The sequence below is a fragment of the Halorarum sp. SLYT50 genome, assembly GCF_059821265.1.
This window is the reverse complement of record NZ_JCAMRW010000003.1, coordinates 62,440-86,572: the sequence shown is the minus strand read 5'-3', so window position 1 is coordinate 86,572 and position 24,133 is coordinate 62,440. Positions and strand designations below refer to the sequence as shown.

The 24,133-nt window shown below is 55.3% G+C and carries 24 protein-coding genes and 6 pseudogenes; 12 read left to right on the top strand and 18 right to left on the bottom strand.

What is annotated here, in order from left to right:
* Window positions 1–92: 92 nt before the first annotated feature.
* Window positions 93–965 carry a succinate dehydrogenase/fumarate reductase iron-sulfur subunit gene (locus AC6RUA_RS18250; protein WP_499815904.1) on the bottom strand — a complete coding sequence of 291 codons (873 nt, stop codon included), beginning with the start codon at window positions 963–965 and terminating at the stop codon, window positions 93–95.
* A 362-nt stretch (window positions 966–1,327) separates the two neighbouring features.
* On the opposite strand from AC6RUA_RS18250, the pseudogene AC6RUA_RS18245 reads away from it, so the two are divergent.
* Window positions 1,328–1,800, top strand: a pseudogene (locus AC6RUA_RS18245) (redoxin domain-containing protein).
* Window positions 1,801–1,862: 62 nt separating this feature from the next.
* On the opposite strand, the gene AC6RUA_RS18240 reads toward AC6RUA_RS18245, so the two are convergent.
* From AC6RUA_RS18240 to AC6RUA_RS18220, 5 genes and pseudogenes are all read right to left on the bottom strand, one after another.
* Window positions 1,863–1,997 (bottom strand): PLP-dependent transferase, encoded by a 135-nt coding sequence (locus AC6RUA_RS18240; RefSeq protein ID WP_499815903.1) that lies wholly within the window; start codon window positions 1,995–1,997, stop codon window positions 1,863–1,865.
* A gap of 164 nt (window positions 1,998–2,161) precedes the next feature.
* A pseudogene (locus AC6RUA_RS18235) lies at window positions 2,162–3,136 on the bottom strand (transcription initiation factor IIB).
* A 104-nt stretch (window positions 3,137–3,240) separates the two neighbouring features.
* Window positions 3,241–3,461 (bottom strand): annotated as a pseudogene (locus AC6RUA_RS18230) (IS5/IS1182 family transposase); the annotation flags it as partial.
* Window positions 3,462–3,532: 71 nt separating this feature from the next.
* On the bottom strand, window positions 3,533–4,084 hold the full coding sequence (locus AC6RUA_RS18225) for a halocyanin domain-containing protein (RefSeq protein WP_499815902.1): 552 nt from the start codon (window positions 4,082–4,084) through the stop codon (window positions 3,533–3,535).
* A 25-nt stretch (window positions 4,085–4,109) separates the two neighbouring features.
* On the bottom strand, window positions 4,110–4,430 hold the full coding sequence (locus AC6RUA_RS18220; protein ID WP_499815901.1) for a glutamyl-tRNA reductase: 321 nt from the start codon (window positions 4,428–4,430) through the stop codon (window positions 4,110–4,112).
* A gap of 279 nt (window positions 4,431–4,709) precedes the next feature.
* Between AC6RUA_RS18220 and AC6RUA_RS18215 the strand changes: the two genes are divergently transcribed.
* Window positions 4,710–4,973 (top strand): DUF2249 domain-containing protein, encoded by a 264-nt coding sequence (locus AC6RUA_RS18215; RefSeq protein WP_499815900.1) that lies wholly within the window; start codon window positions 4,710–4,712, stop codon window positions 4,971–4,973.
* 8 nt (window positions 4,974–4,981) lie between these two features.
* On the opposite strand, the gene AC6RUA_RS18210 is transcribed toward AC6RUA_RS18215, so the two are convergent.
* Entirely contained in the window at window positions 4,982–5,215 is a 234-nt protein-coding gene (locus tag AC6RUA_RS18210) for a DUF2249 domain-containing protein (protein ID WP_499815899.1), read from the bottom strand.
* A 49-nt stretch (window positions 5,216–5,264) separates the two neighbouring features.
* On the bottom strand, window positions 5,265–5,501 hold the full coding sequence (locus tag AC6RUA_RS18205; protein ID WP_499815898.1) for a DUF2249 domain-containing protein: 237 nt from the start codon (window positions 5,499–5,501) through the stop codon (window positions 5,265–5,267).
* Between the two features lie 141 nt (window positions 5,502–5,642).
* Here AC6RUA_RS18205 and AC6RUA_RS18200 point away from each other — a divergent pair, with 141 nt between their 5' ends.
* Window positions 5,643–6,299, top strand: coding sequence for a helix-turn-helix domain-containing protein (locus AC6RUA_RS18200; protein WP_499816055.1), 657 nt, complete (start codon window positions 5,643–5,645; stop codon window positions 6,297–6,299).
* Window positions 6,300–6,658: 359 nt separating this feature from the next.
* Window positions 6,659–7,339, top strand: a pseudogene (locus AC6RUA_RS18195) (IS6 family transposase).
* Between the two features lie 178 nt (window positions 7,340–7,517).
* On the opposite strand, the gene AC6RUA_RS18190 reads toward AC6RUA_RS18195, so the two are convergent.
* The 3 genes from AC6RUA_RS18190 to AC6RUA_RS18180 all read right to left on the bottom strand — a co-directional run bounded on the left by AC6RUA_RS18190 (window position 7,518) and on the right by AC6RUA_RS18180 (window position 9,909).
* Window positions 7,518–8,642, bottom strand: coding sequence for a hypothetical protein (locus tag AC6RUA_RS18190; RefSeq protein ID WP_499816054.1), 1,125 nt, complete (start codon window positions 8,640–8,642; stop codon window positions 7,518–7,520).
* A 130-nt stretch (window positions 8,643–8,772) separates the two neighbouring features.
* A complete protein-coding gene (locus tag AC6RUA_RS18185) occupies window positions 8,773–9,177 on the bottom strand; it encodes a cupin domain-containing protein (RefSeq protein ID WP_499816053.1) in 405 nt (134 codons plus the stop codon).
* Between the two features lie 198 nt (window positions 9,178–9,375).
* A complete protein-coding gene (locus tag AC6RUA_RS18180) occupies window positions 9,376–9,909 on the bottom strand; it encodes a hypothetical protein (RefSeq protein WP_499816052.1) in 534 nt (177 codons plus the stop codon).
* Window positions 9,910–10,130: 221 nt separating this feature from the next.
* On the opposite strand from AC6RUA_RS18180, the gene AC6RUA_RS18175 reads away from it, so the two are divergent.
* The 3 genes and pseudogenes from AC6RUA_RS18175 to AC6RUA_RS18165 all read left to right on the top strand — a co-directional run bounded on the left by AC6RUA_RS18175 (window position 10,131) and on the right by AC6RUA_RS18165 (window position 12,164).
* Window positions 10,131–10,454, top strand: a complete 324-nt coding sequence (locus tag AC6RUA_RS18175; protein ID WP_499816051.1) for a CGCGG family putative rSAM-modified RiPP protein — start codon at window positions 10,131–10,133, stop codon at window positions 10,452–10,454.
* Window positions 10,455–10,944: 490 nt separating this feature from the next.
* Window positions 10,945–11,538, top strand: a complete 594-nt coding sequence (locus tag AC6RUA_RS18170) for a DUF7998 family protein (RefSeq protein ID WP_499816050.1) — start codon at window positions 10,945–10,947, stop codon at window positions 11,536–11,538.
* Window positions 11,539–11,689: 151 nt separating this feature from the next.
* Window positions 11,690–12,164, top strand: a pseudogene (locus tag AC6RUA_RS18165) (cyclodeaminase/cyclohydrolase family protein).
* A gap of 163 nt (window positions 12,165–12,327) precedes the next feature.
* Here AC6RUA_RS18165 and AC6RUA_RS18160 read toward each other — a convergent pair.
* The 5 genes and pseudogenes from AC6RUA_RS18160 to AC6RUA_RS18140 all read right to left on the bottom strand — a co-directional run bounded on the left by AC6RUA_RS18160 (window position 12,328) and on the right by AC6RUA_RS18140 (window position 17,797).
* Window positions 12,328–12,639 carry a cupin domain-containing protein gene (locus AC6RUA_RS18160; protein WP_499816049.1) on the bottom strand — a complete coding sequence of 104 codons (312 nt, stop codon included), beginning with the start codon at window positions 12,637–12,639 and terminating at the stop codon, window positions 12,328–12,330.
* A gap of 182 nt (window positions 12,640–12,821) precedes the next feature.
* The gene (locus tag AC6RUA_RS18155) at window positions 12,822–14,192 is read right to left on the bottom strand and encodes a hypothetical protein (RefSeq protein ID WP_499816058.1); all 1,371 of its coding nucleotides are present in this window, start codon (window positions 14,190–14,192) and stop codon (window positions 12,822–12,824) included.
* A 317-nt stretch (window positions 14,193–14,509) separates the two neighbouring features.
* Window positions 14,510–15,362, bottom strand: a pseudogene (locus AC6RUA_RS18150) (succinate dehydrogenase/fumarate reductase iron-sulfur subunit).
* 43 nt (window positions 15,363–15,405) lie between these two features.
* Window positions 15,406–17,169 (bottom strand): cbb3-type cytochrome c oxidase subunit I, encoded by a 1,764-nt coding sequence (locus tag AC6RUA_RS18145; RefSeq protein ID WP_499816048.1) that lies wholly within the window; start codon window positions 17,167–17,169, stop codon window positions 15,406–15,408.
* A gap of 229 nt (window positions 17,170–17,398) precedes the next feature.
* Window positions 17,399–17,797 carry a site-specific integrase gene (locus tag AC6RUA_RS18140; RefSeq protein WP_499816047.1) on the bottom strand — a complete coding sequence of 133 codons (399 nt, stop codon included), beginning with the start codon at window positions 17,795–17,797 and terminating at the stop codon, window positions 17,399–17,401.
* A 352-nt stretch (window positions 17,798–18,149) separates the two neighbouring features.
* Between AC6RUA_RS18140 and AC6RUA_RS18135 the strand changes: the two genes are divergently transcribed.
* The 3 genes from AC6RUA_RS18135 (at window position 18,150) to AC6RUA_RS18125 (ending at window position 20,095) form a co-directional block, all read left to right on the top strand.
* On the top strand, window positions 18,150–18,857 hold the full coding sequence (locus AC6RUA_RS18135) for a hypothetical protein (protein WP_499816046.1): 708 nt from the start codon (window positions 18,150–18,152) through the stop codon (window positions 18,855–18,857).
* Between the two features lie 69 nt (window positions 18,858–18,926).
* Entirely contained in the window at window positions 18,927–19,703 is a 777-nt protein-coding gene (locus AC6RUA_RS18130; RefSeq protein ID WP_499816045.1) for a ParA family protein, read from the top strand.
* On the top strand, window positions 19,700–20,095 hold the full coding sequence (locus AC6RUA_RS18125) for a DUF8160 family protein (protein WP_499816044.1): 396 nt from the start codon (window positions 19,700–19,702) through the stop codon (window positions 20,093–20,095). Before AC6RUA_RS18130 ends, AC6RUA_RS18125 begins: the two co-directional genes overlap by 4 nt.
* Window positions 20,096–20,365: 270 nt before the next feature.
* Here the strand turns inward: AC6RUA_RS18125 and AC6RUA_RS18120 are convergent, their stop codons facing one another.
* Window positions 20,366–21,478 carry a hypothetical protein gene (locus AC6RUA_RS18120; RefSeq protein ID WP_499816043.1) on the bottom strand — a complete coding sequence of 371 codons (1,113 nt, stop codon included), beginning with the start codon at window positions 21,476–21,478 and terminating at the stop codon, window positions 20,366–20,368.
* A 122-nt stretch (window positions 21,479–21,600) separates the two neighbouring features.
* Between AC6RUA_RS18120 and AC6RUA_RS18115 the strand changes: the two genes are divergently transcribed.
* Window positions 21,601–22,356 carry a DUF8170 family protein gene (locus tag AC6RUA_RS18115; RefSeq protein ID WP_499816042.1) on the top strand — a complete coding sequence of 252 codons (756 nt, stop codon included), beginning with the start codon at window positions 21,601–21,603 and terminating at the stop codon, window positions 22,354–22,356.
* Window positions 22,357–22,553: 197 nt separating this feature from the next.
* Entirely contained in the window at window positions 22,554–22,868 is a 315-nt protein-coding gene (locus AC6RUA_RS18110; protein WP_499816041.1) for a hypothetical protein, read from the top strand.
* Between the two features lie 22 nt (window positions 22,869–22,890).
* Here the strand turns inward: AC6RUA_RS18110 and AC6RUA_RS18105 are convergent, their stop codons facing one another.
* Entirely contained in the window at window positions 22,891–24,108 is a 1,218-nt protein-coding gene (locus AC6RUA_RS18105; protein WP_499816040.1) for a Cdc6/Cdc18 family protein, read from the bottom strand.
* Between the last annotated feature and the right edge of the window lie 25 nt (window positions 24,109–24,133).

The window sequence follows — 24,133 nt, the reverse complement described above, 5'->3', positions numbered from 1 at the left end:
ACTACGACGATCGGGGAGCGAACATCGAAGGAGGCGACGGCGAGTACCCGCGGGACGAAAAGGACGAATCGTTCTAAGGCAATCTCCGTCCGTTACCAGAACTTCACGTTTCGTTTGACGGATTCGCGTTTCATCTCCTGGATTTCCTCAGTAATTGGGATGTCTTTCGGACAGACGGTCGTACACGAAAATTGGGTTTGACACCGCCAGACCCCGTGTTCCTCCTCAAGCAGTTCGAGCCGACGTTCCTTTGCATCTTCTCCCTCTCGTTCGTCCATAGAGAAGCGATACCCCTTGACGATAGCCGCGGGACCGATGTATTTGTCGTCAGTTTGCGCGGGATTGCACGACGAGGTACAACAACCGCACTCGATACATCGCGACGCCATCTTGATCTTCTCACGATTCTCGGGCGACTGGCGCTGTTCTTCGAGTTCGTCGTCAGGGAGTTCATCTGGCTCGAAGTACGGTTCGACCGATTCCATTCGCTCGAAGAAGTGCTCCATGTTCACGACTAAGTCCTTGATGACCGGTTCGTGGGGAAGCGGCTCAACGTGGATAGGTTCGTCAAGGTCGGATATCTGCGTCTGACAGCCGAGGCGCTGACGACCGTTGATGAACAGGCCATCGCTCCCGCACACCGCCATTCGACACGAGTGCCGAAACGTAAGCGAGGAATCGTAATGGTCGCGCACGTAGATGAGCGCATCAAGTACGGTCATCCCCCGTCGGTAGGGGACGCGGAAATCGTCGAATCGAGGGTCCTGTTTCTCCTCAACGTCGGGGTCGTAGCGGAAGACCTTCAGATGGGTCGTCTCCTCATCAGCGTGAGGGGACTCCTCAGCGTTTGCTTGCGACTCCTTCGTGGCTGTTCGCTCGCGTTTTTCGTCGAGTCGGCGCTGTTGCGGTGACGACTCGCTCGTCGGTTCAACTTCCGTGTCTGTCGATGTCTGTTGGGAATTCATAACTAGTCGGAGGTGGATATGAGTCTAGGGCTGGTCGCGCTATCTCCCTTTCATAGGTGCGAGTCTTGCGAGTAGTTAACGGGACGGCCAGCCAAATAGCTGGTCCCATATGGTGCCCCAATACGTTATCAACCAGCCAAAGAAAACTTGGGTGGTAAAATTGGGGGAGGACTACGATCCTCACTATTACGAAACTCCGTTAGTACGGGTCCTCAATGGCGCCCACGATGTGGCTAATCATGAGTTACTACTATTGATATCCAGACAGCCTGAGGACCATCAGGACGTGATCAATAACGAAGCTCATTCTTCGATGATATTCGGGGGACAGTTTTTCTGTAGGCCGATCAAACTCCTTAGTGATGACATCTAACGGTGACAACGCACCGACCTTCACCGCTACGCTCGGCACTAGGGACCACGAATCGTTCGACCTCGATGAGCACGTCGGTGCCAGTCCAGTCGTCCTGGCCTTTTCCCCGGCGCGTTCACTCCACCCTGTACGAACGAGATGGTCGCACTCCAGAAGCGAATCGACGAGTTCGAGGATACTGGGGCAACCGTCTTCGGCGTGAGCGCTGACTCTCCGTTCTCCCAAGGCGCCTTCCGCGAGGAACACGGGATCGAGTTCGACCTCGTCAGCGACATGTCCGGCGACGCTATCCAGGCATACGATCTCGAGATCGACATCAAAGAGCTCGGACTCTACGACATCGCGAATCGGGCAGTGTTCGTCATCGACGAAGACAGGACGATCACCTACAGCTGGATTGCTGACGATCCGACGAACGAACCCGACTACGACGAACTGATCGAGTCGGTCAAAGCCGCGTAGTTTTCGACTGCAAGCAGGACAGATCCCCATTCTACTCACGGTTACAGTCCTCGGGTACGGACTCACCGATTCTCGAGGGCCTGATCGAGGTCAGCGAGTAGATCGTCCACATACTCGACGCCGACGGCGATCCGAACGAGTGAATCCGAGATTCTGGCGGCCTCACGTTCGGCGTCTGCGAGGTAGGACGCGGACATCGTGGCGGGGTGGTCGACGAGCGACTCTCCATAACATGGCGTGGTGAATCCGCGACGAGTATTGCAAGAATCTCTCGGTCGGTATCGCGACCGAGTTCACTCATGACGTCGCTCGCTTGACCAGCGGTCGTTTATCTCTCCCCGATATGATTCTGTATGTTTGTTCATTGTGTATAGCCCTCTTCCTCAGCGTAGACCTCGAGCAGTTCTTGGTAGCGATTTCGAATCGTAACCATGCTCACGTGGGCCGCGTTGCTCACCGTCTCCTGTGTCAGCTGCTCGTTCGTAAGATGTGTCGCCGCGTGAGCGCGGCCGCAGCGAGACCGGCCGAACTCTTCCCGCTGTGTGCCCCCGCTGCCTTTGCGGTGGTGAGGAGATCGCGGGCCTGGCGCGTTGCCTCGTCGCTTACGTTGAGTGCTGACGCGAACTGGGGGACGTATTCCAGCGGATCAGCCGGCTCGATTTCCAGACCGAGTTCTCTGGAGACGTACCGATAAGCACGCTGAATGCGGATTTCCTCGACACGACTGACCTCAGCGAACGCGGCTAGCTGCCGTGGCGTCCTGTTTTGTCTGGCTGCAGCGTACAGGGCGACTGTTGCCATACCTTCGATGGACCGGCCTGGCAGGTGGTCTTCGTCGACTGCCCGGCGATAGATTGCCCCTGCAGTTTGCCGAACAGGATCCGAAACATCGAGGACAGATGCCATACGACTGATCTCGCCGAGTGCCTGCTGAGGTTTCGCTCGTGGGCGTCTTTCGTCCGGAACCGTTCGTCCCACGTGCGAAGGCGCTGGAGGCGGGCTCGTTTCCGACCGGACACCGATTGGCCATACGCATCCTTGTCTTGCCAACCGATCGTCGTACTGAGCCCCTTGTCGTGCCTGAGCTGGGTGGTCGGTGCCCCAACCCGACTTTTCTCGTCTTTTTCGTCGCTGGGAACGCACGCCACTCCAGGCCCCGGTCGATGGAATTCTCGTTGAGGACTAGGCCGCACTCTTCGTAAGTCGTCTCACCGTGTTCGTCGTCGTGAACAATCTGTCCATTACATTCAGGACACGATGAGAGCGGCTGGGACTCCGTGACCGATTGTCCGTCGTCTGTGCGACCGTCTTCGATATCGAGTTGTGTTTTAGTCATGAGTGTTGATCTCGGTACCTACCTTCGCTCACTCCGAATGGGTGTCTCTAGCAATGATGGGGAGCGACAGTCGAAGAGTATGCGGTGGAATCCCATACTTTGGGAATTTTCTTGACGATCCCGTGCATCCCGTGAAGCACGTCGAGGGGCCGTCGATATGGAAGGCCAAGGTATTCGCAGAGGCCGTGGATTACAACGATTACCCAGTCAGCGTAGCCGCCGTCGCCCTTCTTGACCGCTGGTGAAGATCGCCAGAGACAGCGCGTTTCGCTAGTGTTATGAGACGATCTGTGAAGTGAGAGGGACGAGAGGGCACACTACTCAGATCTGACTCAGATGTCAGTAGTTCACCGGAGTGGATCGTTCTCTACAGCGTCTAAACAAGGTCCCCGCAATTCATTCGACTACGACGACGCCTTTCATTCCCATCGCCTTGTGCGGTAGACAGTAGTATTTGTACGTGCCACTGGTATCGAACGCGTGCTCAAATGTGTGACCTTCCTCTTGCGTGAGTTCGCTTTCGAAGGCCCTGTCATTTTCAACAACGTTGTGGCTTCCACCTAGCCCGGTCCACTCCCAGACGACGGTGGTACCGGATGCGATGCGTATCGCCGGCGGTTCAAATGCATAGTCGCCTCCATTTCCGTCTGCTCCTGTCTCGACGAACACCTCACTCTGTCCGGTTAGATCCGATATCTCTTCGTAGTTTCCGACATCAGCCATCCAGCTATCGACATCTGCTGAAGCCGACTCGTCACTGTTGCTCCCTTCTGCACTGTCTGTAGCTTCGACGCCCCTGGATTGGTCATCTGCCGCCTCCGTTCCACTGGTGCATCCAGCCAATACCGTCCCAATCACTGTTCCCCCAGTAGCTTTGAGAACTACGCGCCGGTTCACCAGCTGATCGTCTGTCGCCATTATATTCGGTAGTAACCAGCCGTACACCACGGATATTCCCCCGAAGATATTCGTCTCACCTCGCTTTTTCTCGATCTGGAACGAATAGTTCTACAGCGGTCTGTACGGTTTCGGGGTTGTGCTCTGAGGCGTCTTCAAGCATCGATTCGGGAGCAGTCAGAATTTCGTCTACAATTGTCATTGCCATCTGTCTGATGATCTGACGCTGTTCAGTAGTGAGTGTCCCACACGCTTCGAGTTGATTGAACGCCTGCCGGAGTTCCCGCCGTTTGATTTCCTCGGTGCGCGCTCGGATCTCTTGCTGGACGGTTTCCGGATCGATACTGTCGGGGTCTGATGGTGTGGTAGACGATTCGTGGATTGAATCCGATCTCATAGTATGCTCAGTTAGGTGATGATACATTCTGTGCCATGAATGTCTGTCGAGGGAGTGACCAGTGTACCCTACGCTGGTTCTCGTGTGCTGAACACTTCATAACACGAAACTCACTCTCATGGGGCTCGATTCGACCTCCCCCACGGAAAGTGAACTGCCGAACGTGTTCGAAAACTACGGTTCCGACGTGAACGTGCCGGTGGCTACGAGTACTGCGATGCACTGAAACTGAACATCTTCGGGACAACTGTCTGTTTCTGTCGAGTTCTACGGAAGCGTATGGTTGACGTGACCGAGATCATTTCGGAGACGGCTGCTCCGCGTAACCGTCCCTGGGAGACACTGAATGCAAGCGAACTCCCCCCACCACAACCACTACAGAACACGCTGGAGCGGTTGGCCGACCTCGATACAGATACAATTCTCGTTCAGTTAAACGATCGAGCACCACAACACCTGTATCCAAAGTTGACCGATCGAGGATACGAGTATGAAACGATTGAGACAGATGAGAGCGTCGTGACGGTGATCTGGTGCGAGTGACCGATCGATTATTTCTTTGGGAATTTCGCGACGTACTTCTCCAGCCCTCGGTGCTCAACGGTGTACTCATCGGCGTCGAATTCTTCGACTTCAGCCTGCATCTCGTAGAACAGCGGCTTGGGTTCGTGATCGTTGATTAGCGTCAGGATTTCTCCGCTTTCGAGCTCGGCGAACGCGGCATGGATCTTCGGATGACGTTGCGCTGGAGGGATATTCCTGACATCGAGCGTTGTGTCTGTCATACGTCTTAGGTTATCAGCTACCGTGATAGAGATGTTGTTCCGAACATGTTCACACAGCGGTGATCGAAACACGCCACTCGTCTTCAGCCACCTGAGACGTCTCATACGTGTATCCACGTTGTTCAAGCACCGTGTAGAGGGGAACCGGTTCAAAGCTATTGATGAGGACGAGAGTACCATCGTCAGGAAGTGAATCGAGTGCAGCCATGATCTCACCGAATGGTTCACCGTCGATCTCCCTGGCATCTAGTTCACTGGTCTTCTCGTCGACCGTATCTATACTCATGGTCCCCCGTTCGTGATGATCTGAGATACCCATTATGCCGATTATGTTCGTCTCTCCCGGATTCCGCCGACTGAAGTGAGAAGCGAACGTGTTCGGCAATATTGATTGGTGTCACAACCGAATATATTCGAACGGAGACCGATGCCACAGGCCAACCTCACAATTACAATCCCTCACGGGATTTGGATCGGCGATATCACACGGGATCACCCGAACGCCAGCGTACGAATATTAGCTGCCCTCACCGGCGAAGATGCCGGCGTGGGCCTCGCCGAAATAACAGCATCTAATTTAGCGGATGTCATCGCTGACATCCAGGCCAGCGATTCCGTGACTGAACTCGAAATACTGCAACGATCCGAGGACACAGCTCTCCTGCAATTTGAGACCACGATGCCGTTGCTTCTCTTCCCAGTTCAGGATTCTGGGGTGCCACTGGAGATGCCATTCACGATCACAGGTGGTCAAGCAGATTGGGAGATCACGGCACCGCAACATCGTCTCTCTGAACTCGGTACGCAGCTGGATGAGTTCGGTATTCCGTTCACCGTCAACGAAGTCCACCAGGACATCGAACCAGAACAGTTGCTAACGGAACGACAATTACGACTCATTCATGCAGCTGTCGAGCACGGATACTACGATACTCCCCGCCGGTGCTCGCTCACTGAACTCGCAGAAGAACTCGATCTCGCGAAATCGACGTGCAGTGAGACGCTGCACCGGGCGGAAGAGAAAATTATCAAACAGTTCCTCGAAAACCTCGATTGCACAACAACCGAATCACTGAACTCATGAAATAGGATTCAAATCATATATCTCCAGACAGTCTACAACGATCTGCAGTAGGTGAGAGACTCCACCTAGCAGTAGTTAGTGCCTTGATAAACTGTTCCTAGCTCATAACAGGCCGGGTAGCCATTCGGATGCCAGCGTATTCCCGATCAGAGCCAATGGTACGTGATCCGTTCGTTCAGACGCTCCGGACCTTCAAAACGTGCTGGATGCCCTCGATGCTCCTGACTGCCGTATCATCATCAGACATCTCAAAAAGTCCATGACAGCAAACGAACTTTTCGAAGTCTGTGATATCCCGCTCTTGAGGCACTGTCTAGTTGAGGGAGATTAAGGAGTGCAGGTCGTAGCGAGAAGTGCTTATGCAACTCGCAGACCGGCTCAAAGAGACATTAGCTGTGGGTTGTGAAGACGTTTGGGAGAATGAGCGCACTCCGAACATCCTGGTGAATGTTCGGGGTACGGCTGCATTCAATGGGTCTTTCCCTTCGAGAAGTCGTCGCTGTATTTGACTTACTCGGCGTCAAGCGCTCTCACGGAGCGAGTTGGAACTGGACGCACACTCTCTCCGAGGACCAGAGCGACCCGCCGACGGCAGAGTCGTCGGCAGGTTGCGGTCGACGAGACACAGACCAAGGTTGATGGGGAGGAAAAGTGGCTGTATGCCGCAATCGACACGGGGTCACGACTTCTGCTAGAGATCGACGTGTACAGCCGCCGCGGGACCGATCCCGCGGCGGCGTTCCTCCATCGTCTCACCGAGTAGCACGACGTCTCTGACGCCGAGTTTCTCGTCGATGCTGGTGGCTATCTGACTGCCCTCTTCCGTCATGACTTGAGCGGTCAGTTCGACTACAGCGAGCGAAATCACATCGAAAAGTAGTTTCAGACGGTCACGATGCGGATCCACCGCTTTCACTCATTTTGGCGGGCAGTCCGGACAACGCGAGACGATGGTTGCGGCGGTTCAGATGCCACTATAACCACGATCGGTCGAATCAGGCACTCGATGAATTACGCCAGCCGAGGAGGTCCAGAACTAGACAGTGCCCGTCTCCTATCCTTCCAAGAAATCTATGCGTTTTCATTCACTATGAGCTTTGGGTGACCCCGTTACCTCAACTACTGACGGAATGTAATGGGCGACCCCACCTTTCTAGCTTTTCATTGTATCTCTCGTTCCGAGTGCCGTAATCGATGTGCGTCCATGGAATTCGACCGTTATCGTGCAGTGAATACAGCGACGATCAGGAATGCATACAAGAGTGTCCCGCCGAGCGTCAACAACTGTCCTAGTGTCGTCAGGAGCGGTATGTGGCCGCCGAGCCCAACGGCTTGGACGAGTAAGCCGCTCGCAAGACTAGCAATCGAGACGAGCGCAGTTCGATTCGACGCTCCTGGAAAGACTCCGACAGCGGGTGGATAGAACTGATACGCAATCCCAATAATCGTGAGCCCGAGGAACCCGAGGAGGTTCAGCCGGAGATGTGCCAGCACGAGTGCCGACGACTGCTGACCGAACGCAAACCACAGGCCGAGTGCGACTGCGATAACACCGCTGGTTGCTCCAGCGAGGACAGCGTAGAAGCCCACACGTCGCCGCTCCGAGCGAACGAATAGGACCCCGACCCCGAGAGCAAATCCAGCTACTGCGATCGCTTCCACGAATGCTCCTAGCTGAAACCAGGGGTTGTTCCCAAGGTGGGTAGCCAGTAGTATCGGTCCGAGGGCCCCTGTTGGGAGGACCACCGCGACGAGCGTCCGCGGCGGAGATGCGACCATGAATCGAGGAAGAAGTCGAAACCCGAGCGCAAAGATCAGCAATCCAGCTGTGCCCGCTGCAAGCAGGTGGGTCACTCGAGGAACGTATCCATCGAAAAGCAGGGGTAGTCCGGTGTAGATCGCGAGCATTTCGTACGTCCCTAGGATCAGATATCCCAGTGCGATCGGAACGAAGCCGTTTGCCAGGCGGTCTATCGGCTGCCGATCGGCATTCGTTTCACCCGTCGCGGTGTCGCGGCCCGTGAGGTTCCCACGAATTGTCCAGAAGAGCGTCCCCAGGAACACACTGACTCCGAGACCCCACAGAAGCACTCCCACCGATCCGAGCCACGTCGGCCCGATTTGAAGCGCTGCTCCGGTGAGGCCGCCTGTGCCAGCCACCACGAATGGAAACTGGACCGCTGGAGCGTACGAATATGCGAGTTTGCGATCGAAGTACGTCGGAACAAGCGAGTATGCCTTCCCGAACACCATGTGCAGAACGAACCCATAGATGCCAAGCACCACTTCGGCGTACCGCGGTATTCCGACGACAATCCCCACCTGCCAGGCTACGAGGAACATGACACTGGTGAGAACATATCGCCGAGCCCACTGAGAGACCGTCGCCGCAGTCATGTCGTGGTGATCGTTTGATCCATTTTCTCATCCTTCACCATGTCGTCGTGGCTTCTTTAGTAGTATAATACGCTTTTCAGTATACGTCGTCGGAAGCGGTGCTACCCCCTCGAGGGTCGAACGTGTTCTCGCGGATTCCCGTTCGGACAGGGCCATGTTCTTCGTCCGTGGGTGGCGGCGCTGTCACTAATAACGCCTCCATCCGTTCTGTTTCATCGGCTCGTATCCCACGCTCGGTTTCTGCCTCAACCACGACCACGTCGCCCGGGTTGACGTTGTGTTCTTCAGCACCGTCACGAACCATAGCGGTTCCCGACTGTACCGCGATGACGACGTCACTCTTCGGGGTATGGACGGGGATGAACTGCCCTGGTGCGAAGTATCCCAAGACCACCTTCATCCTGGTACTTTCGAAGACCGTTCGAGCTGTGAAGCGCTGGTCATCGTACGTCCGTTGGGAATCGAAGCTGATGGAGACCATTAGACTTGATCCTGCTCAGAGGTGCCGATCGAGAGTGTTCCAACGACGAATAGGACAACACTGATGAGCGCGAGTATCATCTCACTCAAGTCACTTCTAGTTCCTGTCGTCGTTAGTGCCAGTAAACAGATTGTACCAGCAACGAGCGCTATCGCACCACCGATAATTCGCTGTCGTTCGGTCCAGCTCACCCGGATTCTAGAGTATGTCATATCCGGGGATTGGTTTTCGAGAGCCTAACCAATCATCCCGAACATAATCGCCGACGACGTACGCGACCAACCCGATAGCGGCGACTGCACGCGTTGCGAGGCCGAACAGAAGCAGGAAGCCGATGCCTATCTGGAGCAACCGCGCCTCGATCGGTACGGCTGGGCTGAAGTAGTAACCTGCGAAGCCTGCGCCGACCAGCGAGAAGCCAATACTGATGCGCAAGAGCCAGGAAACGAGGCCGGTGTACTCCCTCATCGTCGCGCGGAACTCCGCGATGTCACGGGAGAATGGCCTGACAACGAGCCAGCCGGCGAGCAGTCCCACGAGCCCGACCACACCGGCGGCTAAGAGGACGGCATTCAGCGGGTCCGTCATCGTCGGGATAACGAGCTGGATTGTCTCGCCAATCGTCTCCGAGTCTGCATCGACCACGTGATCAACGTGGGCGGCGGCGGTCCCGCTCAGAAAAATCGTTGCTGCTCCTGTCGGGACTGCGCCGCGGGCCATTCCTCGTATCACGTTTTCTAACGGATACACCGGAAGTATAATCGTCTCGGAGGAGCTTTCTGGTACTCACCGCGCCAACGGGGAAACGAACTGGAATCGCAGATCCATTACGTCGAAGAAACTGCGGGACCTAGATTACCCCGGTTGGCTTTCGATGTGCCCACCGCCCATCCGTTGGCCGAAGATGTTCGGGCTCGCTTCTTTCACTGCTCGTGTCTTCCCTCTAGACGAAGATGAGTACCTCTCACGACCACGATCACGGACACGGTGAGGCCGAACCAGTTACCGACCGCATGCACGATAATTCGTGGTCGGCGAATCTCGAGAAACCACAGCACGCTGCCGATATCGATCTCGTCATTTCACAGGCTATCGACGCGATCGAACACACTGAACCGGGAAATCACGTCAATCTCGTTACGCACGGTGACCATGGTCATCCCTCCGAATATCTCTACGATGCCCTCGACGAAATGGTCGATGCTAACGATCTGGAATGGGAATACATCCAGCAATGTGGATGCGGGGGCCATGTAACTCGTGTGTATATCAGTTGAGTCAACTGTTGTCTCTTCATCTATTGGAGAGCTGAGACAGTAGAAGGTATTCGGACGAATTGATTCACTCCTTGCAGTCCAAGGAGTAGCTATGGAGGCCGATACTTCGACCGCCTCGAATGAGATAGCGGAAGATGCGGAGGCGTTATTAGAGGAAGTGGGGTCGTTCTTGCGACGAAATTCCCTCAGATCGCAATGCACGGTGGGAACGCAGCGATACAAGATCTCGATCCCGAGTCGGGTGAAGTGTGGATACAGCTTTCGGGTGCCTGTGGTGGGTGCGGTATCTCGCCGCTGACGACGCAGGCGATTCGAATCCGTCTCCCGATGGACATCGCGGGTATCTCCGAAGCTCATATCGACACAGTGTGAGCGTCGCTCCTCGCTCAATAGTGCATTCTCGATTCTACTCGCATTCGCCACTTTCTCGCCCGAACCGGTGAACATGTCCGGGACCAACGATAGGTTGGGCTCGTACGTATCGTCGTCCATGGCTGGATTCCCTTCCCCCTTTGGCGGCACTAGCGATGATGGCGGACTCTTCGACGAATACGACGAGTTCGTCCTAGAACATCTCCCAGATCCCGGAGATTTTCTTGAGGGTCATCGAATCCTCTCGGGTGAGGACCATGTGGCCTTTCACAAGCTCACTCGTGAGTTGTTCGAGGAACGAAAAGTCTACGATATGACGTTCAACTACAATCTGGCACGGTTGAACCTCGATACCCGCCACCAGAACGCCGGTTATCGGTATGCAGAGACACGGAATGACTCATCCGTCCTTCGGGCTGAATTCACGCCGACAACCCCCTTCTGTCCCCAGACCCACACGCTCACGATCGGCTCCTTCCGCGCGTGGAACGGCTTGTCGGACCGTCACGACTACGATCTCGTCCGCGTTCGAGCTGCTCGGATGCATCACCAGAGCGATGCGATTAACGAGCAACTTAAAGAGCTAGAGGACAAATTCCTCTCGACCGAGTCTATTACGCATGTTCCCGAAGGAGGCGTCGGTTCCACTCCTATGGAACGCGCTAGGCAGAATGAACGTCCGAGCCGCAGTGACCCGGATGCTCCCTTCTGAGATGGCTTCCTGGCCATGTACGTCGAATATCGATGAGGGTGACTGAACCGATTTCTCGAATGGCCGATGTCTAGTATCGTCGGGAACGAGTTACGAGATGGTGGGTGTGCAATAAAATACCAATGTTGGATCGGTTTACGTATTCATTCGTATGAGCTACGGCGACCAACCAATCAGCGATTTCCTCAATAACGTCGCATCGCAGAAGGGGACCCCTGTTGGAGGCACAGTTGCGACTTTCGTCGGCGCTATCGGAACGGCACTGTGAGATAGTGTGTCTGCATACCATCGGGAAAGAGGGCTATGCAAACGTGGAAGATGAGATGGCTAAGGTACAGGAATATCTCAGGACACAGCAGGGGATTCTTCTGAACCTCGCCGATAAAGATGCAGCCGTAGTCGATGAGCTGCTTGCAGCGTATCGTGATGGAACAGCTCAGACCGCCGCAGTGAAGAAAGCCACAGAAGTGCCACTCACGATCGCTGAAGCGTGTTTGCCCGTCCTCAAACATGCGACTGTTGTGACCGAGAAGGGCAGCAGGAACGCCATCCCCGATGCTGGGGCTGGTTCATTTCTCGTGTACTCAGCGCTCCAAGCGTCTGTATTCACTGTACAGACCACTTAGGTTATCTGTCGGATGCAGCGTTTATCGAAGAGATGGGGACCCGAGCAGTCGATCGTGAGCGATCAGCCGAAATCGAATTCGAACGGGTGCGCTCAACCATCGAGTGAGGTCGCTATCGCTCCCGATCAGAAACGAATGAGTCCGACCCCTTGCTGTGGTGCGATTAATCGGACCCATCCTCCTTCGGCGCGAACACGACGACGGCCGTACTCGGTTCGAGTGCATGGGGTGAGATTTCGCACTCACCACTGCATCGAACGAGCTGTCCTGGTTTCACGTCGTAGGTCTCGTCGTCCAAAGTCAGCTCCAGATGTCCAGAGACAAGATGAAGCACGATATTTGTCCCAGGATGGGTGTGCGGGGGAACGTGTTCATCGGTATCCAGCTGAAGACGAACTGCCCGTGGCCGTCGCTCTTCGAATATTTCCGCGTGCGGTGCTTTCGTGAGTTCGTCGAGGGTGGTAAGTTCTGACATGAGTACTCAATGTTCCGGTGGCTGAGTCCGATCGTAGTGTTTAGACCACTTGAACAGCAGAATGGTCTGCGTTGGGGGTTCTGGAAGGACTCTTGTTGTTCTACAGTTCCGCGGTCCACAGGGTGAGTATTCACCCGAACGTGTTCGAGACTCCATGACCAATCCCATCCATATCTCCAGGGCTACCGACCGTCGACAGGTTCAATCGATTCTTCCGATGAGGAATCCCGATCCGTCCGGAACGTACTGAAGAGGATGCCGGAAAGTGAATGTGGACTATGTTCTTGGATGACGCTCACCATATTGGTGAGGAAGAGGAGCGAACCTACCAGCACCAATATTCCACCGATTGCAGCACTCATTGACGGAAGCGAGAACAGATCGGACACGACGAATATCCCTGTTCCGCCTCCCAATAGAACGAAGTCGACAGTTGCAATTCTGTCGTTGTAGAGATCGTCGATCATCGGGACCGCCTCGTACCCTAATAGATCGCTATAGCGGTGGACCCAGATGATAAACGGAATGATGTGATAGAGGGTCCCGAGGACGACGAAGCCGATGACGCCCAAGACGAGCAGATGGACCGTCCCCGGTGCACCGAACAGCGTGTTTCGAGCCAGTGGGTCTGTAATCCAGTACGGTACTGTAAGCACTGCCCAGAACACCATCGTAGGGACCACGACGGCGTACCGCGAGAGCATCGGTGTCCAGTCGACCTGTGTTTCGTAGAGTCGCCGTCCGAGTATCACACCGAATCCGAGGAGCGAAATAATGACTAGCACTCCCCCGATCTGGGCGAGTATCTCCCCACCAACCAGTCGACCAGTTGCTAGGAGTACAACGCCGACGGGATAGCCCACTTCCTCGATTCGACGCAACTGGATATCGATCCCGTGGAGCTTGGTTTGCGTGAACATCGTCGCGAGCTGGTAGAGTGCCCCCAAGACGGTCGTCAGTACAGCCCCGAAAACGGCGAGTGTCGCATGGCTCTGTATCACCTCTGCACGCGATATCGAGAGCGGTGAGAACACGGGATAGACGAAATCGAAAGCGAGGAGAAAGCCGAGAGTGGTCAGGAGGAGGAAGAACCCGAGTGCGAGTCCAAAGTGACGCTCGGTCACGTCGTACGAAGAGAGCGGTCGGAGGGTTCGGCCGATATTATAAACGAACGTCCAAAATCCGAGTACCATCACGCCTCCAAATATCGGTAGCCATGTCAGGGCGCTACTGAGGAGGCTGACAGCAAACCCGATCAGGCCGATTGTGACCAACCACAGCTGCAGGGTCGATAGGCGTCGAGAATGGAGTTGTGTGCCTGACCAGACGGGAACGAACTGCGTCATCGCGCCCATGATACTGATACAGGTCCATCCGACGAGGAGGAGATGAACGTGGGCGAGGATCATGAATCCGGGTGTCACGTCGACGATGGCGGCGGTGCCGATGAGTACCCCCACGAGTAGGAACCCGAGTCCGACAATGAAGTGCCGGAGGGGAACCGTCATCGGTGGCTGTTGCGTGGTTTCGAGGTTCCCTGGAACGACGCTCATTAGTTGTATACTGTCGTCAGGGTGCCTCTCGATACTCCCGAACACGTTCGTGAGTCGTCTTAGCGGTCGGTTCGCATTACTCCGAGTATCCGTGCTGATCTCCCGAATGCCAGTTATTCATTCACTGCTGACCGAGTCACATATCCCTACTCGGAGCGATTACGATGACCGTCTGGGAGACACGAGAAGATTACGAGAACTGGAAGCGTAGTGAATGGTTCGAGCGAGCTCATGAATGTCGCTCTGCTGACGAGGCGTTTGCAGCGCCGAACGAGGTAGAGATCCACGAAAGAGCGGTTGAGCGCTTGTCCGAGTGATCACCGGAATTTGAGGTCACGCTTGATCGCTTCGCGTTTCATCTCTTGGATCTCTTCGGTGATCGGGATGTCCTTCGGGTATACCTCGGTACAGGAAAACGGGGTGTAGCACTGCCAGACACCGTGTTCCTTCGCGAGGAAATTGAGACGATGGTCTTTGACGTTGTCGCCTTCCCGTTCATCGAAGTAGAACCGATTAACGATAGCTGCCGGTCCGATGTACTGTTCGTCTGTCTATGACAGGTTACACGAGGCGGTACAACAGCCACACCAGATACAGCGTGCGGCCTGTTTGATTTTCTCGCGATTTTCCCGATTCTGGCGTTGTTCCTCGAGTTTCCCTGTCGGCAGCTCGTTTGTCTGGAAGTACGGTTCTACCTCGCCCATTCGTTCGTAGAACCGTTCCATATCCACGACGCGATCTTTGATGACTGGATGGTGTGGGAGTGGTTCGACTTGGATCGGTTCGTGAAGATCCTAATTTGTGTTTGGCATCCCAGGCACTGCTGCCCGTTGGTGAAGGAGCCATCACTTCCACAGACCGCCATTCGATAGGAATGACGGAAGTCAGACTCGAGTCGAAGTGGTCACGGGCATAGATGAGTGCATCGAGGACCGTCATCTCTCGTTCAACAGAACCTGGAAACCATCGTATCGAGGCTCCTGTTTTGCTTCGACATCAGGGTCGTATCGAAAGACTTTGAGCTGGACAGTCTTTTCCGGCGGCTTGTTCTGTTTGGGTCTTCTCTTCGGTACGAGCGCGCTCCTGTTTTGTATCGAGACGCCGTTGTTGTGGTGATTGTGGGATGCTCGCCTCTGCTTCGGCTTCGGACGTCTCTTGTTGTGAGCTCATGATTGCAGCGGGCTAGTGTGCATACTATCGGGCGCAGTGTAAATCACTCTGCAGATGAGCGGTCGTTCTCTGTGTCGGCCCCTCCATCCATGAGTGCTGTTTCCCGCTTTCGATCGAGCCAGTGCCATTCGTTGGTGACCATCCCGGTTTCTTCGAGATCCCATGGATCCCCATCTTCGATCTCGGGGCCTTCCAACCACGATGTAACGATGTTCCATGCGAAGATTAGCTGGCCGACGGCTAAGATATACACACCCAGCGTGGCGAGCTGGTGGAGGTCAGTGAAGTAGGCGACCGGCCCGACGGTCAAATCGTAACTGGCGTACCGACGTGGCATACCGCCGTATCCGAGAAGAATCATCGGGAAGAAGGTGAGATTCGTCCCAATCATTGTGAGCCAGAAATGCCACTTGGCAAGAGTCCGCTGGTACCACTTCCCGGTGAACAACGGGAACCAGTAGTAGACGGCCGCAAAGATAGCGAATGCGATTGCCCCCATGATAACGTAGTGGAAGTGAGCGATAACGTGGTACGTGTCGTGAAGAATGAGATCAACAGGGATGGATGCCTCGAACACGCCAGTCACACCGCCAATGATGAAGTTAGCGATAAATCCGACGCAGAAGAGCATCGGCGTGTTCAGCCGAAGGCTGCCGTTCCACATCGTTGTGATCCAGTTGAACGTCTTGACCGCGCTGGGAATCGCAATTGCGATCGAGATCGCCATGAACGACGCCCGGACGCGTGGATCGATCCCCGTCGCGAACATGTGATGTGCCCAGACGCCAAAGGAGAGCACGCCCAAGGCGAGCGTGGAGTAGACAACGAACTTGAAGCCGAATAGTTTTCGACCGGCAAATCGAGGCAGGATGTAGCTTATGAGACCCATTGGAGGGATGACGAGGATGTAGACTTCCGGATGGCCGAAGAACCAGAAGAGATGCTGCCAGAGGATCGGGCCACCCCCCTCGACGGTGAAGAACGTCGTCCCGAAGTTACGATCCAGTAGCAACATAATGAGGGCACTTCCGAGGAGTGGGAACGCGAAGAGAATCTGACCAGACTGGACAAGTACCGTCCACGAGAAGAGATCGAGATTCGCCCAGGTGACGTTCTCACCACGTTCGGTGAAGATTGTCGCGATGAAGTTTATTGCTCCCATCGTGGCACTCAGACCGGTCAGATGCAACCCAAGAATCATCAGATCAACACCTTGATTTGACTGCTCTATCGAGAGGGGAGCGTACAGTGTCCACGCGGTCTGTGCTCCCTCAATACCGATGCTCAATGGTTCGAGTATCAATCCGCCCCAGATGAGCAACGCACCGGGGGGCAATAGCCAGAAGGCGATTGCGTTGATTCTCGGGAACGCCATGTCGTCAGCACCGATCAGTAGCGGAATCATGTAATTCGAAAAGGCAGCCAGCATCGGTGTTCCGAACAGGAACAGCATCGTAATCCCGTGTGTCGTCATGAGGGCGTTGTAGAAACTGGCTCCGAGAAGGTCTGCTGGAGGTGTCGTGAGTTCCGTTCGCATCAGAACGACAGCGATTCCGCCCCACGCAAACGAGAGCAGTGCAAACGTCCCGTACATGAGACCGATGTCTTTGTGATCGACGGTTGTAAGCCAGCGAACGAGACCGCTTGGTTTCTCTGCGTGCTCAGTTTCGTGCTGGTCTGTCCCCGTCCCGCCGGCAGTCACTGAATACGACCGCCACTCCTCCACGTGCATTAGCCACCGGAAGACCACCATCAAGAAGAGCCCCATTGCACCTGTGAGTACGAGTTGGCCCGTTCCGATATCCATGCGATTCAATTGTTAGGACGACTCCATGGTGGTTATCGGGAACATCTTCGGTTCAAGCGTCATGAGTGTTCCACCGACGAGTCCCGTACACAGATGAGCCAAGAGTGGCAGATCAAAGACGCGAAACGAATCGATCACAATTGTCGTCATTCGGGGAGTGTTGAGAAGAGCTAGTTCACGTCGGCTGTGGTGTCCGGAGAACAAGCGCCCCTAATCCCCGCTCTGACTGCTAGTACACCACCAAGAAGGAGCGTTGTAGACCACCCCGACGGCGTAATGAGTACACCTGCGAGCACATCTTCGAAGAGACCGCCACCCACCTTGCCGAGGTAGACCAAAGTGTAGTGGTTGATGAGTTCGCCGGGTTGGTGTCGAGGAACTCGTCGGCGACACAGAACGAGAGGAACGCACGGACGTACGCGTAGTAGGTGGTCGCAGTGCCGGCTTTGAGCTCGCCGTCGCGAGCGCGCTGTTTGAGGTGGCGAGCGTACCGACGACAGTCGGGAACATCGAGTCCCTCAAGCGTGGTCACACCGCGTTCGTCTTCGAGCCAGGTGCGCCATCGCGCGAGCGCTGACTGGAAGTTCTTCCGGGAGTTGCCGGCCTCGACGCTGTCGATCGAGAGCATCGGGCCGTCAGTAGCTGGTGAGTTCGTATTGGCTGAAGTGCCCGATTCGACTGGAGTCGTGGACCCTGCTGGATCGGGCGTGGAGAGACACCCGCCGAGGAGGGCGATGCTCCCGGCGAGTGCGTGGAGGACTGTCCGGCGGCGCATGGCCCCATATGGTCAAAGCGGTGGTATAATGCCTTCTGTGCATAGCTCTATGCACAGCTTTCCTTAGCAGGTGCGAGACGCACGCAAAACGGCATCCGAATTTGGTGAGGGGAACTGTCAGTACCAGGGGTGAACTACGAATCATTCTACCGAAGATGATACTACCAGGAACAAAATATATACCAGTTTAATATGAGCCGGAGTAGTGATTGAGCGGTTTCCAGACTCAGATGAAGCTGTTGCCTATAGTGTGCTACAGGAGCTTCAAACATTTATCAGTGAATTTGAAGACCGGACGACGGATTCCGCAGCTCTAGAGCGGATCCTCAAGGGGGAGGATTTAGTTGGGGGAGTCGTTCAACAGAAGCCAGAGTTTTTCACTGAACAATATCTCATCGTTCCCCTTCTACGCGCTCTCGGTTACAAGGATGTTCGATGGCGCCCAGCGAAGCTCATCGAAGAAGAACAGAAGCAACCAGATTTTCAGATTGACGATCCACCAGCTCGAACTCTCTGTATTGTCGAGGCTAAACGCCTCGGACGGGAAGAAAGAGAGGGAGCCGCAGCCGCACAAATAAAAGGATATTTACAAGACGATACATTCATCAAATATACAACCAATCAAAAACTCCAGTACCTTGTCGGGATCGGGACCGACGGCATTGACTGGGTACTCTATGGAAAGCCCATCGGACAGAGAGAACCTTCGCTCATGGGAGAGATGAGCATTCGAAGCCAACTCACCGAACTTACGTATGAACATCGACGAGAAACCCCACAACAGGACCATCTTACCCCGAAGCTCCGACAAGAGCTTTGTACCTCATTCGTCGCCGCATTTTCCAAGCAGAATCTCCTCCCGCAGTTAGATACAGAACTTGATTGCCCTCGCCGATTTTGTATTGAGGATTAGATTCTCGAGCCAGTAGTTGTCTGACGCACTTTTATGCGGTCTAAGTCCTCTTAGATAGCATAGCCACGTATGACAGTAGCCCTCGCGATCGTCAATCAGAAAGGAGGCGTCGGGAAGACAACTGACTCCGTCAATATTGCTGGCGCGCTCGCCGAACGAGGCAACCGAGTTCTGGTGATCGACGCTGATCCGCAGGGATATCTCACGAGTTCAGTCGGGCTCGACGACGAATACAGCGCCGAAAAGACAAACCTCAATGACGCTATTCGAGCGCCACAAGAGCACACGCTCAGCGACTTAGTCATCGCCCACGAGGAGTTCGACGTCGTTCCTGCGAATATTGATATGTTCACACTGGAGCAGGACCTTGTGTCGGCGATGCAGTCACGAAAGCGGTTCTCGATGCTTTTGGAAGACGCCGAGGACTGGGACGTGATTTTGATAGACTGTCCTCCGTCGCTTGGGATACTCACGGACAACGCTCTCTTGGCCTGTGGCAATGTTCTCATTCCTGTCGAGGCCGAGGATACCTCTATTCGGGCGCTTGATCTCCTGTTCAAACAGATCGACAGTCTTGAGGAGAACTTCGATCAGCCGATTCAAGAACAGGCGCTCGTCGTGAGCAACATCGATTACCCCCTCGACGGTGAGCAAAAGGCGATGTTGGAGTGGTTCAGCGAGAATTTCGGAGGGCACATCCCCGTCTTCGAACTCCGTAATCGAGCTGCAATCAAACGTGCTGCGAACGCGGGCACATCCATCTTCGCCCACGACGAGGACTGTGACCAGCAGGACGAACTACTGCGCATCGCAGAGCATATCGAGGGGCTGGAGAGTCTCCCATGACCGACCGAGACAACGACGGAAAGCGAATGCAAGACCGGCTCAGCAAGCGATTTGGTGGCGATGAAAGCGAGTCCGAGTCTTTGGACGACGCTAATTCGTCTAAGAAGTCTAAGTCGTCTAAGACGGATATGCCGGAAGAGACGACTTCCTCCGAAGCCTCAATCAGCGACCAGCGGAGCATCAAAGATCTCCCGAGCGTTCTGATGTACCTCCCGGAGGATCTCCACTCGCGACTCGACCTCCGATTCGACGAGGTGAAACTGGAGCACAAGCGAGAATACGGAGAGGAGCTCGAGAAGAACCGTCACTTCTACCCCGCCCTGGTGAAAGCGGGCTTAGAAGGGAAAACCGTTGAAGATGTCTTAGACGACATAGATAGTGAAGACGAATAACGAGTAGCAGGCGAGCGAGATACTTGAGAGCAGTTACTCGTTCTGGTATGGGATATCTGGATGTGCTATCTAAGACGAGATAGATATCATAGCCACCTAGGCAGGAATAGACATCTTAGATATCGAATCAGGCATAGACGGCTGGGATAGCTAATAGCTGGCTGGTCCAGCGGTAACTCTGACAGAGCCCTCTCACGTGTCTACAGCGACCCACAGCGGTTGGAGGCCTTGGGCGCGCTCAAACCTACTGGGAACAGAAGGGAAGGAGTGTTACGCTCCGATCAACTCTATCGCCTGCTCTGTCAGCCGATAGCGGTACGCCTGATTCACGAACACAATTCGACCGTACTCCTCAGATGTCGTCACTTCCTCAGCTGCTTCGATCGCATTGACAGCAGTATTGAGCCGATCCACCGGATCTCCTGAGCGAAGCGTCTCCGGAACCCGTTCAGGAGTGACGTTGAACTCCGTCGCTAAGATACTCCGGATGCTCCGCCCAGCACCGTCAGCGATAGCAACCGATGGTGACGAGAGCCCTGTCTGCTTTCCGGTAAGCTCGGTAGCGTCCTCATCCAGCGTGATCGGCTGGAGTTTGTCGTCAATGTGCCCGATGAGTGCCTCTAGATTCCGCTCTGCTTCCTCGGTTACCGCACCGTTGACGATCTCATCACGCTGTTCACTGATCGCGAAGACATCGGGACCAGGGGGAGTCGTCTCCGAGAGGAGGCCGAGATCGACCAAGTGAGTAAGGACTGTTTGCGGTTGGTACTCAAGGTCGACATCAAGTATCTCCCCAAGCTCCGTGCGTTTCAGCCCCTCGTGATCGGGGGTGATACCCGCATCGTAGAAGGCACGCACAAGCGCGATTTGATCGTCAACACTGTGTGTGTCGGATTTGCGTTCCCGGATATAGCGCGCGATCCGATCGAATGAGCCGCTGGGTTCGTCAAGCGAGAGACGCTCAGCGACGGCCGCAGGGAGTTCTGGTCGTGGTGCATCCTGATGTCGATGCGCCTTCTCAGAGAGCCGCGTGCGGCCGTACACTGCCCGTGCGACCGGAAGGCCGCTGAGATAATTGTACTCCTCAAGTACCCCTACACCGTACTCAGTGAGGCCGTAGAACTGCGATGGGAGGTCACGAGCATCTGCGTTCGGCGGGTGGTCATATCGAGCGATGACGTTCGCGTCGATGAGGACCTGCAACTGCTCCCGGATCGCCGCTTTGTTCTTCGGGAGCATATGCGCGAGTTCATCCAGCGATGGGAGGCTGGCAGGATGACCGAGGATGAACTGCAAGGCCAAGTGGCGCGTCTCCTGTGACAGCAGGTCGTAGATCTGCCGCTGTTCCTCAAATGGTCCGTCGGCGGCAGGTACGTCACTCATCTCTCCTTACCCAGTATAGTGGGCAATCGCAGATAATGATTTGGAACAACTGATGTGGTTTAGAAGTTCTTGAGCCATACTGGTCGGCAGGTATTTAGCGGCACGAATGCAGGTATGAGACGATGAGTGGTCGCGACGACCCGCCGAGTGCGGATGTGTTTGAGTTCGTCGACGAGGCGCTGCAAGGGTTGGAGTTGGAGCCGGATGAAGCGGCTGAGATTCTGAGTTTCGCGAACCGAGAGGTGCCGCATCTCCAAACGCCTGAGACGTCGTATTTCATCCTCGGGAGTTACCGCGACCCATACATCCGCCGGCTCCGGATCGTCCAAAACGAGCTAGACAAACGACTCGGGACCTACCCGTTCTTGATGGGCGACCTTCCCGAACTCAATATTGAGCGGCTCCCAGTCTTTCGAATTCGATTCGTACTCTTGGCAGCGTACGCCGATTATATCGTAGCCGTCTATGAACAGGATGCAGGCGGCGAGGTAACTGAGCTGGGCAAGATCAGTACAACATCGTTCTTCGAGCGCTCGTACGTGCTGCCACGTGACTATGCGTGGATGACTGACCGCCGAATCGACTCAGCGGCCGATGCAACTGCCGCAGCGGTGAACGTCTACTTCAGCGAAGGTCTGACCGATGAGGAGATTGATGATGAGCTTGAGACGATCGCGGGCGCCGCTCAGCGCAACGGCGTCGATGTGACGGTAGAGGATCTTCACGAACACATCGCTGAGCGCGTTGACGACGCTGATGAGGCTGTCTCGTACAGTTGGGTTCATCTCAACGAATTCCGGCTGTTTGAACTCCACGACCAGTGTTTCCCGTGGTCGAACCAAGGCGAGTTGCGTGACGCCGTTGACGGAGTTCCCTAATCCGCCGATGGGTGGTACTCTCACTACCTCTTTTTCCTTCTGTATGATCCGCTGTATACTAGCAGATACCGGCGCTATCGATGATCTCTTTCAGCGCACGTCAGTGACGACGGTCAGTGAGAACTAACGTTGGGAGTGGAGGTAAGAGAAAAGAGAGACGACAGCACTAACCAACAAGAGACGCAAGTTAACCAACAATGACTGAGATACCCGATACCGTCGACGACTGGCTGGACGAGTTGACGGCCGCCCAACTTGACGACGTGGCGCGGCTTCTCGAACGTCGAGCGGAGGACAAACGCCGACAGGAGTGGCAAACCGACGAGAGCACAACCGAGACGACCCAAAGTCAGTCACTCGACGTCCAGGGCGATCCACTTCCCGAGGGCGTCCCCGCGAAGGCAACGTTGACGAAGAAGACGATCAACGACAATGAGTACTGGTACTGGCAGTGGCGCACCGACGACGGGACCGTGACCTCGAAGTACAAGTACCCTGTCGACCAAAGCTAACGCTGGAATCGGTATACTCGGTCTAGCCCGCGATCATCCCTTGGATGCTCTGGTGAATGCCGACTGCCTCGATCGTCTCGTCCAATGCGTCGAGAACGAGCCCGAGGTCTTGGTCCAGCATAATCGTCTTGTACTGGCCGCCAGTCGACCCCTCGTTTCGCTTTTCGACTTCGATCAACCCGAGCATCTCCAACTCGTCGATGTGGTCGTGCATCCAGCGGCTGGTGAGCGCGTCCTTCGCCTCCTGTTCACAGAAGGTATCATACCGCCGGTAGAGGTCACGGCTCCGGACAGGCGTCTCGTCTGCTGCCTCGAAGCTTGCTACTCCATAGAGTAGGGTGCGCTCGTGCTCGTTCAGTCCAACAATCCCGTTCGATACCGCCTCCTGTTTCAGAGTCTGTCGACCGGTCCGAACATGGTCGTCAGTGACCTTCTCGCCTCCGTCCATCTGCGCGACGTCACCAGCCTTCAGGAGGAGATCGAGCGCCTTCCGTGCGTCACCGCTCTCTTGTGCGCCGTATGCTGCACAGAGTGGGATAACGTCGTCCTGTAGCACGTCCTCCTGGAACGCGATCGTCTCCCGTTGCCGGAGGACCTCCCGCAGTTCGTTCGCGTCGTACGCGGGGAAGTTGATCGACCGCTCACAGAGGCTGCTCCGAACCTTCGGGGACAACCGCTCCCGATAGGAGAGGTCGTTGCTGATGCCGACGATCGAGACTCGGGCCTCCTCCAAGAGGTTGTTCTCGCGGGCTCGGCTGAGCTGATAGAGTAGTGAGTCGTCCTGGAGATGGTCGATCTCGTCCAGCACGAGAATGATAGTTCCGCCGTGGTCGTCGAACGTCTGCCACATCAAGTCGTAGACCTTCGACCGTGGGTGACCGGTCTGGCTGAGCTTCTCGTCTCCTTCACGGAAGGTGTTCACGAGTTCAACCCCGATTCGGTAACTCGTATCCAGCCCGTCGCAGTTGATCATCCGCGTGAGTACGTCAACCCCGTACTCGCTGCCAGCCGTCTCGAGTTTGTCTAAGAGGAATTTCGTTGCCGCTGTCTTTCCGACGCCGGTCTTGCCGAACAGGAAGATGTTGTCCGGTTGGCTCCCGTCGATCGCCGGTTGGAGTGCTGCATGGTACTCGGAGAGCTCTTCGTCCCTGCCGACGAGTTCCTCGGGGGTATAGTCGTCCAACAGGGCGTTCCGGTCCTTGAAGGGGAAGTTTGCCGGTGTGAAGTCGAAGCCACCCATCGTTGTCGGAGGTGTGGGATCGGAA

Excerpts from the sequence above, each read along its gene's own strand:
- AC6RUA_RS18205 (WP_499815898.1), bottom strand. The coding sequence starts at position 5,501 with ATGAGTATAGATACGGTCGACGAGAAGACCAGTGAACTAGATGCCAGG.
- AC6RUA_RS18175 (WP_499816051.1), top strand. The coding sequence starts at position 10,131 with ATGAGTACCTCTCACGACCACGATCACGGACACGGTGAGGCCGAACCA.
- AC6RUA_RS18170 (WP_499816050.1), top strand. The coding sequence starts at position 10,945 with ATGGCTGGATTCCCTTCCCCCTTTGGCGGCACTAGCGATGATGGCGGA.
- AC6RUA_RS18115 (WP_499816042.1), top strand. The coding sequence starts at position 21,601 with ATGAGTGGTCGCGACGACCCGCCGAGTGCGGATGTGTTTGAGTTCGTC.
- AC6RUA_RS18110 (WP_499816041.1), top strand. The coding sequence starts at position 22,554 with ATGACTGAGATACCCGATACCGTCGACGACTGGCTGGACGAGTTGACG.
- AC6RUA_RS18125 (WP_499816044.1), top strand. The coding sequence starts at position 19,700 with ATGACCGACCGAGACAACGACGGAAAGCGAATGCAAGACCGGCTCAGC.
- AC6RUA_RS18155 (WP_499816058.1), bottom strand. The coding sequence starts at position 14,192 with ATGAGCGTCGTTCCAGGGAACCTCGAAACCACGCAACAGCCACCGATG.
- AC6RUA_RS18185 (WP_499816053.1), bottom strand. The coding sequence starts at position 9,177 with ATGGTCTCCATCAGCTTCGATTCCCAACGGACGTACGATGACCAGCGC.
- AC6RUA_RS18190 (WP_499816054.1), bottom strand. The coding sequence starts at position 8,642 with ATGTTCCTCGTAGCCTGGCAGGTGGGGATTGTCGTCGGAATACCGCGG.
- AC6RUA_RS18215 (WP_499815900.1), top strand. The coding sequence starts at position 4,710 with ATGGTTGACGTGACCGAGATCATTTCGGAGACGGCTGCTCCGCGTAAC.
- AC6RUA_RS18160 (WP_499816049.1), bottom strand. The coding sequence starts at position 12,639 with ATGTCAGAACTTACCACCCTCGACGAACTCACGAAAGCACCGCACGCG.
- AC6RUA_RS18145 (WP_499816048.1), bottom strand. The coding sequence starts at position 17,169 with ATGGATATCGGAACGGGCCAACTCGTACTCACAGGTGCAATGGGGCTC.
- AC6RUA_RS18200 (WP_499816055.1), top strand. The coding sequence starts at position 5,643 with ATGCCACAGGCCAACCTCACAATTACAATCCCTCACGGGATTTGGATC.
- AC6RUA_RS18130 (WP_499816045.1), top strand. The coding sequence starts at position 18,927 with ATGACAGTAGCCCTCGCGATCGTCAATCAGAAAGGAGGCGTCGGGAAG.
- AC6RUA_RS18250 (WP_499815904.1), bottom strand. The coding sequence starts at position 965 with ATGAATTCCCAACAGACATCGACAGACACGGAAGTTGAACCGACGAGC.
- AC6RUA_RS18240 (WP_499815903.1), bottom strand. The coding sequence starts at position 1,997 with ATGTCCGCGTCCTACCTCGCAGACGCCGAACGTGAGGCCGCCAGAATC.
- AC6RUA_RS18220 (WP_499815901.1), bottom strand. The coding sequence starts at position 4,430 with ATGAGATCGGATTCAATCCACGAATCGTCTACCACACCATCAGACCCC.
- AC6RUA_RS18105 (WP_499816040.1), bottom strand. The coding sequence starts at position 24,108 with ATGGGTGGCTTCGACTTCACACCGGCAAACTTCCCCTTCAAGGACCGG.
- AC6RUA_RS18120 (WP_499816043.1), bottom strand. The coding sequence starts at position 21,478 with ATGAGTGACGTACCTGCCGCCGACGGACCATTTGAGGAACAGCGGCAG.
- AC6RUA_RS18210 (WP_499815899.1), bottom strand. The coding sequence starts at position 5,215 with ATGACAGACACAACGCTCGATGTCAGGAATATCCCTCCAGCGCAACGT.
- AC6RUA_RS18140 (WP_499816047.1), bottom strand. The coding sequence starts at position 17,797 with ATGCTCTCGATCGACAGCGTCGAGGCCGGCAACTCCCGGAAGAACTTC.